Annotated in this window: 18 protein-coding genes; 7 read left to right on the top strand and 11 right to left on the bottom strand. The window is 60.5% G+C overall.

The features are described 5' to 3' along the window. Window positions 1-36 precede the first annotated feature (36 nt). Window positions 37-786: a GntR family transcriptional regulator gene (locus BLS87_RS01960; protein ID WP_074750227.1), complete on the top strand. Its 750-nt coding sequence runs from the start codon at window positions 37-39 to the stop codon at window positions 784-786. A gap of 71 nt (window positions 787-857) precedes the next feature. Here the strand turns inward: BLS87_RS01960 and BLS87_RS01955 are convergent, their stop codons facing one another. Then, window positions 858-2,291, bottom strand: a complete 1,434-nt coding sequence (locus BLS87_RS01955) for an NAD-dependent succinate-semialdehyde dehydrogenase (RefSeq protein ID WP_074749711.1) — start codon at window positions 2,289-2,291, stop codon at window positions 858-860. 144 nt (window positions 2,292-2,435) lie between these two features. Continuing rightward, window positions 2,436-2,732, bottom strand: a complete 297-nt coding sequence (locus tag BLS87_RS01950; protein WP_074749710.1) for an ArsR/SmtB family transcription factor — start codon at window positions 2,730-2,732, stop codon at window positions 2,436-2,438. Between the two features lie 375 nt (window positions 2,733-3,107). Here BLS87_RS01950 and BLS87_RS01945 point away from each other — a divergent pair, with 375 nt between their 5' ends. Further along, window positions 3,108-4,610, top strand: coding sequence for a nucleobase:cation symporter-2 family protein (locus BLS87_RS01945; protein ID WP_074749709.1), 1,503 nt, complete (start codon window positions 3,108-3,110; stop codon window positions 4,608-4,610). Window positions 4,611-4,668: 58 nt separating this feature from the next. Beyond that, window positions 4,669-5,148: an LEA/WHy family protein gene (locus BLS87_RS01940; RefSeq protein ID WP_074749708.1), complete on the top strand. Its 480-nt coding sequence runs from the start codon at window positions 4,669-4,671 to the stop codon at window positions 5,146-5,148. A 146-nt stretch (window positions 5,149-5,294) separates the two neighbouring features. Here the strand turns inward: BLS87_RS01940 and BLS87_RS01935 are convergent, their stop codons facing one another. Beyond that, window positions 5,295-6,221 carry a carbon-nitrogen hydrolase family protein gene (locus BLS87_RS01935; RefSeq protein ID WP_074749707.1) on the bottom strand — a complete coding sequence of 309 codons (927 nt, stop codon included), beginning with the start codon at window positions 6,219-6,221 and terminating at the stop codon, window positions 5,295-5,297. A 92-nt stretch (window positions 6,222-6,313) separates the two neighbouring features. On the opposite strand from BLS87_RS01935, the gene BLS87_RS01930 reads away from it, so the two are divergent. Next, on the top strand, window positions 6,314-7,234 hold the full coding sequence (locus BLS87_RS01930) for a LysR family transcriptional regulator (protein ID WP_074749706.1): 921 nt from the start codon (window positions 6,314-6,316) through the stop codon (window positions 7,232-7,234). 4 nt (window positions 7,235-7,238) lie between these two features. Here the strand turns inward: BLS87_RS01930 and BLS87_RS01925 are convergent, their stop codons facing one another. After that, on the bottom strand, window positions 7,239-7,496 hold the full coding sequence (locus BLS87_RS01925) for a hypothetical protein (RefSeq protein ID WP_074749705.1): 258 nt from the start codon (window positions 7,494-7,496) through the stop codon (window positions 7,239-7,241). Between the two features lie 215 nt (window positions 7,497-7,711). Here BLS87_RS01925 and BLS87_RS01920 point away from each other — a divergent pair, with 215 nt between their 5' ends. Then, on the top strand, window positions 7,712-8,029 hold the full coding sequence (locus tag BLS87_RS01920) for an ElaB/YgaM/YqjD family protein (protein ID WP_074749704.1): 318 nt from the start codon (window positions 7,712-7,714) through the stop codon (window positions 8,027-8,029). A 135-nt stretch (window positions 8,030-8,164) separates the two neighbouring features. Here the strand turns inward: BLS87_RS01920 and BLS87_RS01915 are convergent, their stop codons facing one another. The 4 genes from BLS87_RS01915 to BLS87_RS01900 all read right to left on the bottom strand — a co-directional run bounded on the left by BLS87_RS01915 (window position 8,165) and on the right by BLS87_RS01900 (window position 11,925). Then, a complete protein-coding gene (locus BLS87_RS01915; protein ID WP_074749703.1) occupies window positions 8,165-8,659 on the bottom strand; it encodes a hypothetical protein in 495 nt (164 codons plus the stop codon). A 97-nt stretch (window positions 8,660-8,756) separates the two neighbouring features. Then, window positions 8,757-9,110 (bottom strand): hypothetical protein, encoded by a 354-nt coding sequence (locus BLS87_RS01910; RefSeq protein ID WP_074749702.1) that lies wholly within the window; start codon window positions 9,108-9,110, stop codon window positions 8,757-8,759. 112 nt (window positions 9,111-9,222) lie between these two features. After that, a complete protein-coding gene (gene dctA / locus BLS87_RS01905) occupies window positions 9,223-10,572 on the bottom strand; it encodes a C4-dicarboxylate transporter DctA (RefSeq protein WP_083370576.1) in 1,350 nt (449 codons plus the stop codon). Between the two features lie 180 nt (window positions 10,573-10,752). Continuing rightward, window positions 10,753-11,925, bottom strand: coding sequence for a mandelate racemase/muconate lactonizing enzyme family protein (locus BLS87_RS01900; protein ID WP_074749701.1), 1,173 nt, complete (start codon window positions 11,923-11,925; stop codon window positions 10,753-10,755). Between the two features lie 131 nt (window positions 11,926-12,056). On the opposite strand from BLS87_RS01900, the gene BLS87_RS01895 reads away from it, so the two are divergent. Then, window positions 12,057-12,926, top strand: coding sequence for a LysR family transcriptional regulator (locus tag BLS87_RS01895; RefSeq protein ID WP_074749700.1), 870 nt, complete (start codon window positions 12,057-12,059; stop codon window positions 12,924-12,926). A gap of 84 nt (window positions 12,927-13,010) precedes the next feature. Here BLS87_RS01895 and pqqA read toward each other — a convergent pair whose 3' ends face one another. Further along, the gene (gene pqqA, locus BLS87_RS01890; protein WP_074750225.1) at window positions 13,011-13,082 is read right to left on the bottom strand and encodes a pyrroloquinoline quinone precursor peptide PqqA; all 72 of its coding nucleotides are present in this window, start codon (window positions 13,080-13,082) and stop codon (window positions 13,011-13,013) included. 417 nt (window positions 13,083-13,499) lie between these two features. On the opposite strand from pqqA, the gene BLS87_RS01885 reads away from it, so the two are divergent. Beyond that, window positions 13,500-15,446, top strand: a complete 1,947-nt coding sequence (locus BLS87_RS01885; RefSeq protein ID WP_074749699.1) for a sigma-54-dependent Fis family transcriptional regulator — start codon at window positions 13,500-13,502, stop codon at window positions 15,444-15,446. Window positions 15,447-15,471: 25 nt separating this feature from the next. On the opposite strand, the gene BLS87_RS01880 is transcribed toward BLS87_RS01885, so the two are convergent. Together BLS87_RS01880 and BLS87_RS01875 are read right to left on the bottom strand one after the other, a co-directional pair. Beyond that, complete coding sequence (locus BLS87_RS01880; RefSeq protein WP_074749698.1) at window positions 15,472-16,878, bottom strand: NAD(P)/FAD-dependent oxidoreductase; 1,407 nt, start codon at window positions 16,876-16,878, stop codon at window positions 15,472-15,474. A 90-nt stretch (window positions 16,879-16,968) separates the two neighbouring features. Further along, window positions 16,969-17,763: a helix-turn-helix domain-containing protein gene (locus BLS87_RS01875; RefSeq protein ID WP_074749697.1), complete on the bottom strand. Its 795-nt coding sequence runs from the start codon at window positions 17,761-17,763 to the stop codon at window positions 16,969-16,971. Between the last annotated feature and the right edge of the window lie 167 nt (window positions 17,764-17,930).

The following is a 17,930-nucleotide window of genomic DNA, read 5'->3' as shown; positions in this document are numbered from 1 at the left end:
CTGTCAACTCGCTGTGGAGAGAGCTCGATGGAAGGCATCAATCAAACGCGTTACGCGGCGGTCGCCGACGACCTGATGGAAGGCATCAGCAGCGGTCGTTACCCCGTCGGTTCGTTGCTACCGACAGAGTTCGAGTTATGCGAGCTGTACGCAGTGAGCCGGCACACGGTACGTGCGGCGATCACGCAGTTGCAGAATCAGGGCATGGTGTCGCGGCGCAAACGCGTCGGCACCCGCGTGGAAGCGGATACGCCCAGTGGCGGGTATTCCCAGTCGCTGGCGTCGGTTGCTGATCTGGTGCATGTGGCCGAAACCCACATTCGGGATGTGCAGGAGGTCCGTCACTTCGTCGCCGACATCGCTCAGGCCAGGCGTCTGGGTCTTGAGCCAGGTTCACATTGCTTTTGCATGTCCAGCATCAAGGTCGATGTCAACCAACGCCATTCGCCGCTGTGCTGGACCGATGTCTACGCCGATGAAATCTACGCGGCAGTTATTCCAACGGCCGAGCAGTGTCCTGGCGAACTGATTGCCGCCTTGATTGAGCGGGAGTTCGGGCAACGGATCGATACGGTGGACCAGCAAGTCCGCCCAGTGCAACTGAACGCCGAGCTGGCGACACGCCTGAATGCCGCTGCCGGTTCACTGGGTCTGAACATCATTCGTCAATACCGTGATGATCAGGGCGCTCTGATCGCGGTATCGGAGACGGTCTACCCGGACGACCGCTTTACCTTGGTGATGCAGATGAAGCGTGAGAGGCGTGCGTCTATCCACGACGTCTGACCCTTTTTAGCCTACAAAAAAAAAAGCCCACCGATCGGTGGGCTCTCTGTTTGCTTGCAGCCGTCCAAGCGTTACAGGTTGAACACCGTCACCAGCTTGGTGTTCAGGTACGCCTCGATTGCCTCGGTGCCGCCTTCGGAGCCGTAACCGGAATCCTTGACGCCGCCGAACGGTACTTCCACCAGGCCGATGCCCTGGTGGTTGATCGACAGCATGCCGGCTTCGATGCGGGTGCTGAGGATGTGGGCGGTTTTCATCGAGGTGGTGAACGCGTAGGACGCCAGACCGAATGGCACGCGGTTGGATTCCTTAACGGCGTCTTCGACGGTGTCGAATGGCACCAGCAACGCCAGTGGACCGAACGGCTCTTCGCTCATGACGCGCATGTCAGTGGTCAGGCCACTGAGCACGGTTGGCTGGAAGAAATAACCCGGGCCGTCGATGGCCTTACCGCCGGTGTGCAGTTTGGCGCCTTTTTCACAGGCATCGTTGACCAGCGCGGACAACGCCGGCGCGCGCCGTTCGTTGGCCAATGGGCCCATGGTGACGCCCTGCTCCAGACCGTTGCCGACTTTGACCTCGTGGGTCAGGCCGACGAACTTCTCGACGAACGCATCGAACACGCCACGCTGCACCAGAATACGAGTCGGAGACACGCAGACCTGACCGGCGTTACGGAACTTGGCGGTCGCCAGGGTGCGCGCCGCCAGGTCGATGTCGGCGTCGTCGAACACCAAGGCAGGTGCGTGGCCGCCCAACTCCATGGTGGCGCGTTTCATGTGCTGACCGGCCAAGGCTGCCAGCTGCTTGCCGACGGGCGTGGAGCCGGTGAAGGTGACTTTCTTGATGGTCGGATGGGCAATCAGGTAACTGGAGATCTGTGCCGGATCGCCGTACACCAGACCTATCACACCGGCGGGCACGCCGGCGTCGATGAAGGCGCGAATCAGTTCCGCAGGCGAAGCCGGGGTTTCTTCCGGGGCCTTGACGATAATCGAGCAGCCCGCTGCCAGCGCAGAAGACAACTTGCGCACCACCTGGTTGATCGGGAAGTTCCACGGGGTGAATGCCGCGACCGGGCCGACGGGTTCCTTGATGACTTTCTGTTCCACAGACACATTGCGCGACGGCACCAGACGGCCATACGCGCGACGGCCCTCTTCCGCCAGCCAGTCGATGATGTCGGCGGCGGCCAGGGTTTCCATGCGCGCTTCGGCCAGTGGCTTGCCTTGCTCCTGGGTCATGATGCTGGCGATGTTATCGACCCGGTCACGCAGCAGGTTGGCGGCTTTTTGCATGATCTTGTAGCGGTCATATGCCGGGGTGCTGCGCCAGGTTTCAAAACCACGCTCGGCAGCGGCCAGCGCCTGATCCAGGTCGGCGATGTTGGCGTGGGCAACCGTGCCCAGGGTGTCGCCCGTCGCCGGGTTGATCACGGCGATGGTGCGGCCGTCTTCACTGGCTCGCCATTGGCCATCGATATACAGCTGAACGTCTGGGTACATAAGAAGCTCCGAATGCGCCTGAAGGAGGCGGGAGAATGATAAAAACAAGCCGGACAATTTACGGGCATATACCAGTAATGGTCAAGGCTGCTTGATAGGATGTCTGATGAGGATGACAGGCATCGATGACGAGCAAAGGTTGCGTCAGCAGAACTGCATGAGTTGCTCCGCGTACGCCTTAAGCACTTCGCGCTGCATTAAAAAGCTGGCGTATTTGCCTTCGCGAATGGTGGAAATCAAACCGGCGCGTTCCAGCTCTTTGGTGTGATGGGACACCGTGGCGGCGCTCACCGGATGCACCTTGAGCAACTCGGCGCAGGGCACCGGTTCTGTCGACTCGCTGATCTGGACCAGAATCTGATAACGCCGGCGATCGGCCAAGGCCCGAGAGATCAGGGCGATTTGCAGATCAGTCAGCGGAAATTGATGTGCAGTGCTCATGAAGATCAGTAAACCCCAGTTGAAACCTCCTTGTCGGGACCTTTTGGTTGAGAGTCATGCCGACCACCGCTGACTTCCCCGAATGTCGCACCCTGAGTTCGACGCCAGCAGACGGCTCAGGTTCACCGGCGACAGAATAAGCGTCTGCCGCACACCCGCGTAGTCTTTTCTGGCATTCTGCGCGCCCTTTTTACTACGACCTTGCGTCCCGCCCATGCCATTTTTTTGTACACAATTTAAAAATGAATTGTTTTTACATTTGTCGACATGTTGTAGAGTCGCAAAACCTGACCAGCTAGACAGTTTTTGTATACAGGTCAGTACAGCGTCACTTGCAAAGCCCATGACCGTATAAAAACAAATGGCAGGCTAAACATGACCACACCGCAAAGCAGCTCTTCGTCCCGCCCCGTCTCAGCCAAGAACAGGACCGACCTGATCTACGGGCTCAATGACCGTCCGCACTTTACCGCCGCGATATTTGCAGCGTTGCAACACGTGCTCGCCAGCTTCGTCGGCATTATCACACCCACCCTGATCGTCGGCAGCGTGCTGGGGCTGGACAGCGAAGTGCCCTACCTCATCAGCATGGCGCTGTTTGTGTCCGGCCTGGGCACCTTCGTCCAGGCCAAACGGTTCGGCCCGATCGGTTCGGGGCTGCTGTGTTTACAGGGCACCAGTTTTTCGTTTCTCAGCGTGATCCTCAGCGCGGGATTTCTGGTGAAAAGCCGAGGCGGCGGTACCGAAGAAATTCTGTCGACCATTTTCGGCGTGTGCTTCTGCGCCGCCTTCGTCGAAGTTGCGCTAAGCCAGTTCATCGGCAAGCTGCGCAAGCTGATCACGCCTGTGGTCACCGGCACCATCATTACCTTGATGGGGCTGTCGTTGTTAAAGGTCGCCATGACCGACATGGCGGGCGGCTTCGGCGCCACCGATTTGGGTTCCGCCACCAACCTGGGGCTGGCTGCACTGGTGCTGGGCACCATCGTGGTCCTCAATCGTTTCAATATTCCGTTGCTGCGCCTGAGCGCAATCATCATCGGCCTCACCTTGGGCTTCTTGGTGGCCTGGTACATGGGCCGCGTAGACTTCGCGCACATGCCGCAGGTGCCGGTCATGAGCATTCCGGTGCCGTTCAAATACGGCTTCTCGTTCGACCTGCTGGCGTTCATTCCGATCGCGGTGATCTTTCTGGTGTCGCCACTGGAAGCGGCCGGCGATCTGACGGCCAACTCGATGATCTCGCAGCAACCTGTCAGCGGGCCGGTTTACATTCGGCGGATCAAATCGGGGCTGTTGGCTGACGGTCTGAACTCAGCGATGGCGGCCACCTTCAACAGTCTGCCCATGGTCACGTTTGCGCAGAACAACGGGGTGATCCAGTTGACGGGCGTAGCAAGCCGCTACGTGGCGTTTTTCATTGCCGGGATTCTGGTGCTGTTGGGGCTGTTCCCAATCATTGGCGCCGTCCTGCAACTCATGCCCAAGCCCGTGTTGGGCGGCGCCACGCTGATCATGTTCGGTACCGTGGCGGTCGCAGGCATCAAGATCCTGTCCGAGGCCGGGCTACACCGTCGCAACATGCTGATCGTGGCGATTTCGCTGGGCATGGGTTTGGGCGTCGCGGCGGTCCCGGAGGTGTTGCGTGAGCTACCCAAAGCGTTGCACAACATCTTTGAATCGCCGATTACCGTCGGCGCGTTCTGCGCAATCCTGCTCAATATCTTCCTGCCGGAAGAGTATGTGGAGGACGAGCTGACCGACTTCGACCCGGAAGCCTCAACCCTCAAAGTGTTACAGGACCCGGCACCCGACGCCGCAAAGAGCGCCGAAACAGAACCTCTCTCCACGCGAGCGGTCGCACAGTTGAACCGCTAGGCTGCTTGGCAGGGGTGCAGTCGTGCCCCTGCCTGGCCTCGGCAACTGGAGCATTACGATGCAATTACGTCCCCTGCGGACCTTTTTTGCCTGCTTGCTGGTTTTGGGCTTGAGCGCCTGCGCGCTGTTCCCGAACCGCGACCCGCTGAACATCAACGTGGTGGGCATCGAGCCACTGCCCGGGCAGGACCTGGAAATCCGCTTTGCGGTCAAACTGCGCCTACAGAACCCCAACGATACGGACATTCAATACGACGGCGTCGCGTTGAACCTTGACGTGAACGGTAAGCTGCTGGCGTCGGGCGTCAGCGATCAGAAAGGCACGATCACGCGGTTTTCTGAAGGGGTGTTAACCGTGCCGGTGACCGTGTCAGCCTTTGCCGCACTGCGTCAGGCAGTCGGCCTGACCGAGACGCAGCGTCTGGACAACCTGCCTTACGAATTGCACGGCAAGCTGGCGGGCGGGCTGTTCGGCACGATGCGTTTTTATGACAGCGGGACCTTGAGCCTGCCACAGCCGGCAAGTGGCAATTGGTGAGCTGCACCCAAACCCTGTACGCCCAAACCCTGTAGAGACGCGTTTGCCCGCGATGTCGACAGGTCGGCAACGAAGAGGTTGACTGACATGACGCAATCGCGGGCAAGCGCGCTCCTACAGGTGGCATTGATCACGGACATGTTCAGTCAGGCACTCACAAATCGCACGCCAGGCTTGGCGCGCTCATCCACCACCAGTTCGAACACGTCTGGCCGCGAATAATGACCGACAACGTCGAAGTCGTACCGCGCGCGCACCAGTTCGTCCGTGTCGATCTCAGCCGTCAGCAAGCCCTTTTCTCCCACGAGCGGTCCGGCCAATACCTCTCCCATGGGGCTTACGATCACGCTGCCGCCATTGATCAATGGGCGTTCAGAGGGCCAATTGGCCACCTCGATGCCTAATGCGTCGGGCGACGCCTGCACCTGACACGCGCTGATCAGAAAGACCCGTCCTTCCTGCGCGACATGGCGCATCGTGCATTGCCACATTTCCCGCTCATCCACGGTCGGTGCACACCAGATCTGCACGCCTTTGGCATACATCGCGGCGCGCAATAGCGGCATCTGGTTTTCCCAGCACACCGCAGCACCGATGCGCCCGGCCTTGGCATCGATGACCGGCAACGTCGACCCGTCACCCTTGCCCCAGATCAGCCGTTCGGTGCCGGTTGGCATCAGCTTGCGATGCTTGGCGACCAGACCGCCCTGCGGCTCGAAGAACAGCACAGTGCAGAACAGACTGCTGCCCGCTCGCTCGATCACCCCGATCACCAGGCTGGCGCCTGTGCGGGCCGACATCTCGGCCAATGCATCGGTCTCGGCACCGGGAACATCGATGGCGTTCTCGAAATAGCGGGCGAATGCATCACGCCCCTCCGGCAGTCGATAACCCAATTGAGTGCCGAAGGTTTCACCTTTGGGGTATCCGCCGAGCAACGCCTCGGGCATCACCACGACGCTGGCGCCGGCATCGCGGATGGCCCCTTCGTAAGACAGAATCTGCGCCAGCGTGTCGGCTTTGCCTCCGGGCAAGGCGCCGATCTGCAGCGCAGCAACGATGGATTTGGGCATTGGAAAACTCCTGTTGAGCGGTAAGAGGCATCTGTTGCTAATTCTCTATGCCTCAACCAACATGAATAAAGCCCTGCTCAATTGTTAATGATATGAACCAGATGAATATCGCCGACGTCGACCTCAACCTGCTGAAAGTCTTTGAAGCGCTGCACGATGAAACCAGCGCCAGCCGTGCAGCCCTGCGCCTGGGCGTCACGCAATCGGCGGTCAGCGCGGCGCTGCGGCGTTTGCGCGACGTGTACGACGATCAATTGTTCATCCGCACCGGGCGCGGCCTGGCGCCCACCTTGCGAGCCAATCAGCTCAAACCCGTGGTGACGGACGCCTTGAACAAGTGCCGACAAAGCCTGGCCATGGTCGATCCGTCAGGCGCACATTTCGAAGGTCGCTCTGTCGCGCTGGGGCTGTCGGACGATTTCGAGATGGCGTTCGGCAGGCGCCTGATGGCGTCCATTCGCGAACGAGCGCCCGGCCTCAGGTTGATCTTTCGTCAAACCCACAGCCAGATCGTCGGCGCGGCATTGATGGCGCGCAGCATCGATCTGGCGATTGCGTCAGGCGGACTGGCCGACCGGTTGCTGAGTCGAAGGGTGTTGGGTGAAGGGGGTTATCGGTGTCTGGCCGATCCTGCGAGTCTGAGGCCGGGCCAGCAGGCACTGACGCTGGACGAGTTCATCGCCCGCGAGCAGATTCTGGTGTCGTCGGGAGGCATCATCGGCATGGTCGATGAGGGGTTGTCGAGTCTGGGCCTGACGCGAACGGTGTGCGCATCGACCACCCACTTCGCCGCGCTCCCCTACCTGCTCAAAGGCACTGACGCGATCTCGACCATCCCTGGGCATGCGGCCGAAGCGGTGGCGCACTTATCGGGCCTGGCCCTGCTCGACTGCCCGTTGTCGATGCCGCGCTACCCCATCGAGCTAGGCTGGCGTACCAACGCTCAGATGGACCCGGCGGTCATGAAAGTACGAGAGGCCATTGAGGCGCTGTTCAAGGTCAGCGCCTGCTGATCCATCAGCCTCGGGCGGCGGCCACCAGCCGGTTGACTTCGGCACGGACCATGTTGGCGAATTCCGGCGGCGACATGGCATCCAGCTCGGCCCGGACCCACTCCGACCACTTGCCTTTGCGCTTGGCGCGCTCGCCCATCAGCCGGGCGGCTTCGCCCTTGGCCTTGCCAAGGTTGCTCTGCCACAGCTCGAACAGACGGGACTTTTCGTCTTCGATTTCGGCGCGCTCGGCGAGAGACTTGTTGGCCAGGTTGTAACTCATGACGTTTACCTCGGTCTGCAAAAACGGGTGTTCAAAAACAGGACGCGTGATTCCGGGCAGTGCTGGCCCGAAAGCGTCAGCATCTTACACGTGACGGCACGGATGCCCGATTACATTCGTCGCACTTTTTACGTTGAGGCGCACACACACTGCAACTTTTCCGGCCCCGGATGACTCCATTGGTCACTGCCATTATCAACTGAAAGGAAATAACCATGGCTCGTAAAACTGCAGCCCAGACTGCCGCCGAACAGATCAAGGATCAGGCATTCAGCGAATTGGCGGCCCTGATCGAAGAGTCCGACAAACTGCTCAAGGACAGCGCCGCGCTGGTCGGCGAAGAGGCAGATACCGTGCGCCAACAGCTGAGCGTGAAGCTCAAGCAGGCGCTGGATTCGGTCAGCAACGTGCGTGAGCGCACCAAGCCTGCCGTCGAAGCCACCGAAACTTACATCGGCGGCCACCCTTGGCAGACCGTGGCAATCTCCGCCGGGTTTGGTCTGGTTGTAGGTCTGCTGCTGGGTCGTCGTTGATTCAAACCAGGCCAACCCTGTAGGAGCGCGCGTGCCCGCGATTGCGCTGGATCAGCCAAATACTCTTTGGCTGATACTCAAAGTTCGCGGGTAAGCTCGCTCCTGCAATAGAACACTCTGCAACCGTCAAAAGGCTTAACCCTGCCGCTGCGGCACCACGCCTTGCAGCAATCGGCCAAAGTAATCCGCCGTGAACGCCAACGGCTCAGTGTCCTTCACGCCCACGGTCTTTCTCAGCATCCAGTCACGGCGCCCCGCATCCAGTTGCAGGCTGTATTTTTCCTGTCCATGCAGGCTCAAGCCGCTGACTGACAGGCTCACCTGCCCTTTCGAACCCATCGCATCGGGCACGAATTCGACCGGATGAGCACCCAACGCAAAGCACATGCGGCGCGTCATGAACGGCGAGTTTTCGTCAGGGTATCCCTTGTTCTGGGCCAGATGCGGTTCGTACTCAAAACGGGTTTGCCCCGCTTCGACCAGTCGTGCAAGCCAGTCTTCGACTTGCTGATACAGGGCCTCGATACTGGCGTTCCACTGCGTCAGGTCATCGCGAAAACGCTGATGCTTTTGCTCCTCGAAACGCTGATTGGCAGACAGCAGTTCACTGAGGCGTTGAATCTCGTCCATAACGGCCATTCCCGGTTCACCCGCTCGAGCATTCGAGCGCGTGAACGGAGGGTGGCACAGCAGACCAATGCTGTCGCGTCACATCGTCGGGAGAGACTCAGGATTTGGGCGGGATCACTTCCAGCTGTGACAGGCGATGACCCTTGACCAAGGCGGCATCGATATCGGTCTTGGCTTTTTCGGCGACTTCCTGCGACTCGAACGGACCGATCATGACGACTTCCTTGCCCTCGACCTTGACCACGTACGAAGGGTAATGGTGCTCGACCAGCCAGTACGTCATATCGCTTAACGCTTCTTTCAAATGAACGCGAATGGTCCATTGAGGTGACGCCGGGGTCGGTGCTTCTGCGACCGAGTCAGCGGTCGATACCTTGGGGGCTGGTGCGGGTTTGCCAGCGTCACAGCCTGCCAGCATCAATACCGCTACCATCATTGCCATCTTGCGCACGTCTGTCGCTCCTCGTCTGAAGTGGCGAGAGTCTACCACCGCAGGCAACTGCGAGTTGTAACGGGAAGGGCCGACGGATGGCGAGCAACCACCGACCACCGGCCCCTGCGCATCACACCTGCGACTTTCCGACGCGGGCCGGGCTCAAGGCCTCGGCGCCGGAGGTGGCAGTCCCACCGCGTTTCCCCGAACGCGCATTCATGGCGGCGATTTCCTGCGCGGCCTTGGCCTGGTCGAACGAACCGTCCCACTTGGCGATGGCGATGGTGCCAATGCCGTTACCGATCAGGTTGGTCACCGCCCGCGCTTCATTGAGAAAACGGTCGACCCCCAGCAGCAATACCAGACCGATCATGGGAATGCCGTGAAACACGGACAGCGTCGCTGCCAGCGTCACGAAACCGGCCCCCGCCACACCCGCTGACCCTTTGGAGGTCAACAGCAGCACGCCCAGCACCGTCAACTGGTCCCACAGGGTCAGTGGCGTGTTGGTTGCCTGGGCCACGAAGATCGCGGCCATGGTCAGGTAAATGCAGGTGCCATCGGAGTTGAACGTGTACCCGGTGGGCAGCACCATGCCCACCACAGACTTCTCGCAGCCGAGTTTTTCCAGTTTGACCATCATGCGCGGCAACACCGCTTCGGTTGAGCAGGTGCCCAGCGTCACGAGGATTTCATCCTTGAAATACCGCAGGAACTGCAACAGCGGAAGGCCCGACCAGCGCGCCACGGCCCCGAGAATCACCACGATGAAGATCAAAGTGGTCACATACAGCGCGACCAGCAATTGGCCCAGCGACAACAGCGTGCCAATGCCGTATTTGCCGATGGTGAAGGCCATGCCCGCGCCAGCCCCCAGCGGCGCCAGGCGCATGACCATGGCGACCACGCGAAACAGGCTCTGCAACAACATGTCGATCACGTTGACCAACGGTTTGACCGGCTCGCCAATCTGCACCAAGGCCAAGCCCATCAACACCGAGACCAGAATCACCTGCAGCATCGCGCCCTTGGCGAAGGCGTCGAACAGCGTGGTCGGGATGATGTTCATGAAGAACTCGACCACCCCACCCTGCGCGGCCGCCGCCTGGGTATAGCCGGAAATCGCGCTGCCGTTGATGGTGTTGACGTCGATGTTCATGCCGACGCCCGGTTTGAGGATGTTGACCACCACCAGACCAATCACCAGCGCCAGCGTCGAGAGGACCTCAAAGTAGATGAGTGCCTTGGCGCCGATGCGCCCGACCTCCTTGACGCTGCCCATCTTGGCAATGCCCACCACCACGGTGCCGAAGATGATCGGCGCCAGCAGCATCTTGATCAGTTTGATGAAGCCATCGGCGAACGGTTGCAGCTTGGCGCCAATGTCGGGAAGGAAGAAACCGATCGCACCGCCGATGACGATACCGATCAGCACCTGAACGTAGAGCTGGGAATACCAGCGTGTCGAAGCCTGTTCCATGGAATGCCTCACTGTTGTTTTTGTATGAGGGGAAAGGACTGAGCGGATACTGCAGGTCTCTCTGTGGGAGCGAGCTTGCTCGCGAAGCGATCGGCACAGCCGCTGCCTTGTCGGTGGTTGAACCATCGTCTTCGCGAGCAAGCTCGCTCCCACAAAAGAGCTATTACCCGTCGAGCGAAATCACGCGCCCTCACCCAGCTCGCGCATCACCGCATACAGCGCCGACTTGGCTTCGAAGCCCACGCCCGGGATGTCCGGCAGGCCGACATAGCCATTTTCGACGCGGATGCCATCGGCGAACCCACCGAATGGCTGGAACACGTCCGGATAGGATTCGTTGCCGCCCAGGTGCAGGCCCGCGGCGATGTTCAGCGACATCTGGTGACCGCCATGGGGCACGACGCGGCGTGAGGACCAGCCCAGCTCTTTCATGACGTCGAGGGTGCGCAGGTATTCCACCAGGCCGTAGGACAGCGCGCAGTCGAACTGCAGGAAATCGCGGTCCGGGCGCATGCCGCCGTGGCGCAGCAAGTTGCGGGCGTCCTGATGGGAGAACAGGTTTTCGCCTGTCGCCATCGGCAGGTCGTAGTGATTGGCCAGTTCCGCTTGCAGCGCGTAATCCAGCGGATCGCCGACTTCTTCGTACCAGAACAGGTTGTACGGCTTGATGGCTTCGGCGTAAGCAATACCGGTCTTCAGGTCGAAACGGCCGTTGGCATCGACCGCCAGACGCTGACCATCGCCTACCACTTCCAGCACCGCTTCGATGCGGCGCAGGTCTTCGGCCAGCGGCACGGCACCGATTTTCATTTTCACGACGTCATAGCCGCGATCCAGATAGCTCTGCATTTCGGCCTTGAGCTTGGTCTGGTCCTTGCCGGGGTAGTAGTAACCGCCGGCGGCGTACACCCAGACCTTATCGTCCGCTACACCGTCGCGATAACGGTCGGCCAGCAGGCGGTAAAGGGGCTTGCCTTCGATCTTTGCGACCGCGTCCCAAACCGCCATGTCGATGGTGCCGACGGCGACCGAGCGCTCACCATGACCGCCCGGCTTCTCGTTGGTCATCAGGGTTTTCCAGATGGCGAACGGGTCCAGGTTGTCATGTTCCTTGTCGATCAACGATTCAGGGTCGGCCTCCAGCACGCGGGCCAGGAAACGGTCGCGCATCAGGGCGCCCTGGCCGTAACGGCCGTTGGAGTTGAAGCCGTAGCCGATGACCGGTTTGCCATCGCGGATCACGTCGGTGATCACCGCAACGACCGAGCAGGTCATCTTGGAGAAGTCGATGTAGGCATTGGCAATCGGCGAGGCAATGGAAACAGTTTTCTCGCGGATATCGACGATACGCATGGGTAACTCCTATTGTTTTTTGATAGCGGTTTCGAATGGTGGTGCAGCCGTTGGTGGACTCACTCTAGGGCTGGACCTTTCGCTGCGGCCAATGCTAAAAACGCGGCACTCAATGCGCGGACGGCATCACGATGGAATTGGTCTGGCTGGAAGACTTCAATGCGCTGGCGCAGAGCGGCAACTTTTCTCGCGCCGCGGAACTGCGTCATGTGACCCAACCGGCATTCAGCCGAAGGATCCGTGCGCTGGAGACGTGGGTCGGCGTGGACCTGTTCGAGCGCACCACGCAAGGCGCGATGTTGACCGATGCCGGGCGACACATGCTCGGCAGTGCGCAGGAGATGACCCGGCGCCTGTATCAGATGCGTCAGGAAGCCCGCGAAGTCGCCGGCAAACAGGCGCGCACGCTGCACTTCGCGGCCACGCATTCGCTGTCGTTCACTTTTTTCCCCGGCTGGGTGCGTGCGGCGGAACGCACCAGCCCGATCGAGGCGATACGGCTGCACTCGGACAATATGCGGGTTTGCGAGCAGATGCTGCTCGGCGGCGAAGTGCAGTTTTTGCTGTGTCATCAGCACCCGGACGTGCCGCCACAATTTCCCGCTGAATCCTTCCATTCAAAAGTGGTGGGCAGCGACGTGTTGATGCCTTTGCAGGCACAGCAGTTCGAACCCAACGCGGTCGCCGAACCACTTTCATTGCTGGGTTACACAGCGGAATCAGGGCTGGGGCGAATCGTTTCGGCGCGCCTGCTTCAGGAGTCGCAACCACCCCAGATGCACACGGTGTTCAGCTCACACCTGGCGGCCGTCCTGCTGTCAATGGCGCTGGAGGGCAAAGGCTTTGCCTGGCTGCCGAAAACACTGGCCGAACCCGAATTCGTCAGCGGCAAGCTGATACGCGCACTGGACGCGCACTGGGATATTGCGCTGGAGGTCCGCCTGTTCAGGCCCGCCATGGCCCTGAGCGATTTCGCGGAGGATTTCTGGGCGAAACTTTAGCCGTCTCGATACTCCTGGGCGCGGCGTGCAACGACCACGAAAAAGCCCCGACATTCTGGGATTGCCGGGGCTTTCGTTTTGGGTTCAACGGCTGGCGAAGTACATCGTGACTTCAAAGCCGATGCGCAGATCGGTGTAGGTCGGTTTGGTCCACATAGGCAACACTCCCTGGCGACACCGGGACAGTCCGGTGGCTCAGTTATACGCCGATGTTTACGCGCCGCAAGGCCTGCAGCAGCCAGACCTGGCAGTGACCCTTACCGCCAGCGCAACACGGTCGCTACACCTGTAGCACCGCCGGGACGAACGTTGCGCAACAGAACGGGCGGATGAAAACCCTTTGGCCGCGCAGCAGTGGCGTTGCGCTCATCCAAGGTGAGCCGGTACGGGTTTTGCTGCGGTGTTTTTGCATCACTGGATTATTTTTTGTAACAGGTGATATTCCTGATAAAGGCTAGTCTGAAGCATTACGCCCGCCGCCAAGAACGTTCGCGGCCTCATTCGTTGAGCACTGAAGAACAATAATTCATGCGCTGTCACCCCCAGGTCGCAGACGCATCAGGAGAGAACGCTATGTCCTTGCAGAGCACGGGAGCCGGTCCCGCTGATCTCAATGCCTTTGTCGGAGACTATTTCCCCGACCGCAGCCTGCCTTCCGATGGTCTGATCGTGCAGTCCTGGTATCGCAGCGTCGTGGAGCACGGCCTGGAACCCGCCGCCCGCGGCAACAAGGTGGTGCTCAGTGCCGCCGAGATTCATCGCCATCAGGATTTTCATCACGACTACATGTCCATCGCCGGCCAAGGCGTCAGCGGTCTGGCAAAGCGCGTGGGTCAAGCGGGTTTTGCAGTGCTGCTCAGCGACGAGCACGGCATCGCCCTCGATTCTCGCGTGCCCACCACGGGCAGTGCATATGCCGACTCGGGGTTGATCGTCGGCTCGCGCTGGGACGAGTCGCTGGTCGGGACCAACGGCATCGGCACGGGCCTGGCCTCGGGCAGCGCGCTGATCATTCACCGGGATGAGCACTTTCTGCGTGAGAACGACCGACTGAGCTGTTCCGTGTCGCCGATCTTCGATTCGCTGGGCAATGTGCGCGGCTGCCTGAATGCCTCATGCCTCAACAGCAACGGTCCAAAAGAGGCACAGTATCTGACCCTGCAACTGGTGATCATGTACGCGCGGATGATCGAAAACGCGTATTTCCGCCACAGCCACCGCAACACCCTGACGCTCATGGTCAAGCCATGCGATGAGATCAGCGACCTGGCCAACGAGCAGTTATTGGCGCTGGACGATCAGGGACGGGTCATCGGCGCCAACCGCGCCGCCTTCGTTGAACATGAAACCCACGGCCACGGCGTACTGCTTGGGCGCAGGCTCAGTGACCTGCTGCCGGTGGACGTCGATGAGCTGCTGCGCTTGAACAACGGTGGCGCCAATGCGACACGACTGCGCGTCGGGACGCGTCTGGTGGAGGTCGGGCTGCGCATGCCGGTCAAGGTTCGCTCCGCCAAACCTGCCGACAGTCGGCCGACCGCCGGCATTCACCGCGCGCCAACCTTGGGTCAGCTCAGTGGTGCGGACGTTCGCCTGCAACAGCGCGTGGCGCGCTTGTACAGGGTGCTGGACAAGGACCTGCCCATTCTCATCAACGGCGAAACCGGCACCGGCAAAGAAGCCTTCGCCCGGGCGATCCATCAGGCCAGCCGACGTCGGACCGGGCCCTTCGTCGCGCTCAATTGTGCGGCGATTCCCGAAACCCTGATCGAAAGTGAGCTGTTCGGCTACCGTAGCGGGAGCTTCACCGGTGCCAACAAGAAGGGCATGAAGGGCAAACTGGAAATCGCCAACGGCGGCACGCTGTTCCTCGATGAGATCGGCGACATGCCGGCTCATCTGCAAACCCGTTTGTTGCGAGTGCTCGCCGAACGTGAAATCTCGCCGCTGGGTGCCGACACGCCGCTGCCCCTGGATATTCAGGTGATCTCGGCAACCCACCAGAACCTCTCACAGATGATCGCGGGCAAAGCGTTTCGGGAAGACCTGTTCTATCGCCTCAACGGCATGACCCTGCAACTGCCTGCGTTGCGCGAGCGCAGCGATATCGGCTCATTGATCGAAGCCGTCCTGCGCGATCAGCCTGGAGGGGAACACTGCCGGATCGACACCACGAGCATGGCGTTGCTGAGCCGGTACGCCTGGCCAGGCAATATTCGCCAGTTGATCAATGTGCTGCGTTACGCCGTGGCGCTGGCGGACAATGGCAGGATCACCACCGATTGCCTGCCTGCCGAACTGCTCGATCAGGCGCAAGCGCTTCACTCGCCCGCGCCTGTCGAAGCCCGACCGCCTTTGGCGCGATTGGCTGCGGACGATGAAGGCCAGCATCTGCTGGAAGCCTTGCGCCGTCACCAATGGAACATCACCGCAGTGGCTGACGAATTCGCGGTGGCGAGGTCGACGCTTTACCGCAAGATGAAGAAATACCGCCTCGTGGCGCCGAACCGACTGAGCTGACGAACGCGCCAGGCCGGGCAGTGCCCTACTTCATGAACCCTTCCATGAAATCGGCCACACCGCTGGCGATCTTTCGCCGCCACGGGGCTGTCGAGGGATCCGCCAGGGTTTGATCCTCGTGCACAAAGCTGCGGATGATCGCGTTGTAGCCCAGCCAGCGGCAGGGTTCAGGCTCCCAGCTTTTGAGCCGGTTGAGCCCTCCCTCGCGGATGACCCAAGGCTGATGAACCAGCGGTGTGTCGCGCTCAAGGATCAGGTCGGCAAGCGTCCGACCGCCCAGGTTACTGGCGCCGACGCCCTCCCCACCATACCCGCCTGACAGCGCAATACCGGTGGCTTTATCACACAGCATGTGCGGATGAAAACGTCGGGACATGCCCAGATTGCCGCCCCACGAATGCGTGATTCGGGTGTTTTTCAGTTGCGGGAACAGTTCGCCAAACAGGTAGCGGCGCAACTCGACCTCGCTGTCGGTCAGGTCGAAGTTTTCCCGCAGACGCCCGCCAAACTGATAACCACCCCGGGCACCGAACACCAACCGGTTGTCCATCGAGCGCTGACCGTATGTCACCTGCCGACTGTTTTCACTAAAGGCCTGACCGTGACTCAGACCGATCTCGTCCCAGACACTTGCGGGCAACGGTTCAGTGGCCACCAGCAGGCTTTGTACAGGCAATTGATAGCGTCCCAGCGGTGGCATTTGCGCGGCGTAACCTTCCACCGCCAGCACCACCCAGCGGCTGCGAACCTTGCCGTGAGCCGTCGACACCTGCCCGGATCGCCAATCGGTGGCGGGCGTTGTCTCGTAGATGCGCACGCCCATGTTTTCGACCACGCGCGCCAGCCCTCGCACCAGTTTTGCAGGGTGTATCGTGGCCAGATGAGCGTAGTGAATGGCGCCGTAAGGGCGGGCGATGCGCAACTGCCCGGCCAGTTGATCAGGGTTTAGCCAGCGATAATCGGCCTCGGTCAGCCCTTGCTTGTAAAGCTTGTCCAGGTATTCACGCAGGGTACGTTCCTGTTCGGGGTAGCGGGCGGCGCAGTACAGCGCACCACCTTTGCGATAATCGCAATCGATGCCTTCTCGGTCGAGAACGGTTTTGACCTCGTCGGGAATGCCGAACAACAGGTCATACGAGGCGCGACGCTCCGCGGTCGACAGGCCTGCCAGCATCCGGTCCTCACCCAGCAGGTTTCCCATCAGCCAGCCGCCATTACGCCCCGAGGCACCGAAGCCTGCGGTCTGCCCCTCAATGATGACGACATTCAGATCCGGCGCCTGACGCTTGAGGTAATAGGCCGTCCACAGCCCGGTGTATCCCGCGCCAATGATTGCCACATCAACGTCCAGATCCTCTTGTAACGAGGGTCGCGGTGACAGGGGTTCGTCGAGCTGGTCCATCCACACGCTGATCGTTTGCCAGGCGGGCATTGCACTCTCCATCAAACAAAGGCCGATAACGACGATCCTAGTCGTTACGCGTAGCGGCTGTCGTGCTTGCGTGCCCGCAAAGAATACCGCCTACCGGGATTCGGTCTGTTTGATCCAGGCTTTGGGCGACAGACCCGTGCGCTGGCGAAAGCAACGGTAGAACGCGGACAGGGAATTGAAACCGGCGGCGAAAGCCAGCTCGTCGATGCGAACCGGTTGCGGTGTGTTTTCCAGTGCATCGAGCACGTGCTGCAAACGGGCCTGATTAACGTAGCGATAAAAGCTTTGGCCCAGCACCTGATTGAGCAGATAGGACATCTGGTTACGGCTGTAGCCGCAGGCCGTGGCGACGCGCTGCAAATCCAGCTCCGGGTCCAGATAAGGCTGCTGACGCTGAAAGTAGTCTTGCAGGTCATCGGCCATGAAGCTCAACTGGCGAGGCGAAAGGCCCAATCGACTGACACTGGGACGGGCACTTGGGCCGGCGCTGTCATCGGCTTTCTGCCGCACCAGCGAGGCATATTCGTTGACACGCCAGATGAGCCCTCCACGCACAGTGATCGCTTCGCTGGCATGGAACGACACCAGCCCTCGCCCACCGCGCAGCGTCACTTGGTACTGAATGAACGCCGTGTTGCCGTCGACGCGGATACGGTCACTGTGCTCCAGCGCTTCGCCGGCTTGTCGGGGCATGCTGAGGCGCACGTAGTCACGCAGCTCGGACAAACCCAGCGTGCAGTTTTGAAAGAAATCGTTGTATTGGATCTCGGGGTGATAGAGCGCCATGACGCCGTCCAAATCGCGGCGTTTCCAGCACAGGTGATAACGCAAGACGGTTTCGCCGGTGGCCGCCGTGTGTTCAGGGCCGTCGTCGGGCAAGGACATGGGGTGACTCGGGTGGTGGTGGAGACGGGTGACAAATTACACGAATGTGAGCGGGTTTGAAGACGTGTGCTGTGCAAAACCCGTTGCAGGCGTGAGCGTGTTGGCGAGCACGTTCACGCCTGCAGGATCGGCGTCACGTCGCGATACCGATGCAAGAACCGACGACA

Source organism: Pseudomonas abietaniphila (assembly GCF_900100795.1).
GTDB lineage: Bacteria > Pseudomonadota > Gammaproteobacteria > Pseudomonadales > Pseudomonadaceae > Aquipseudomonas > Aquipseudomonas abietaniphila.
This window is presented reverse-complemented; position numbering and strand designations above follow the sequence as displayed.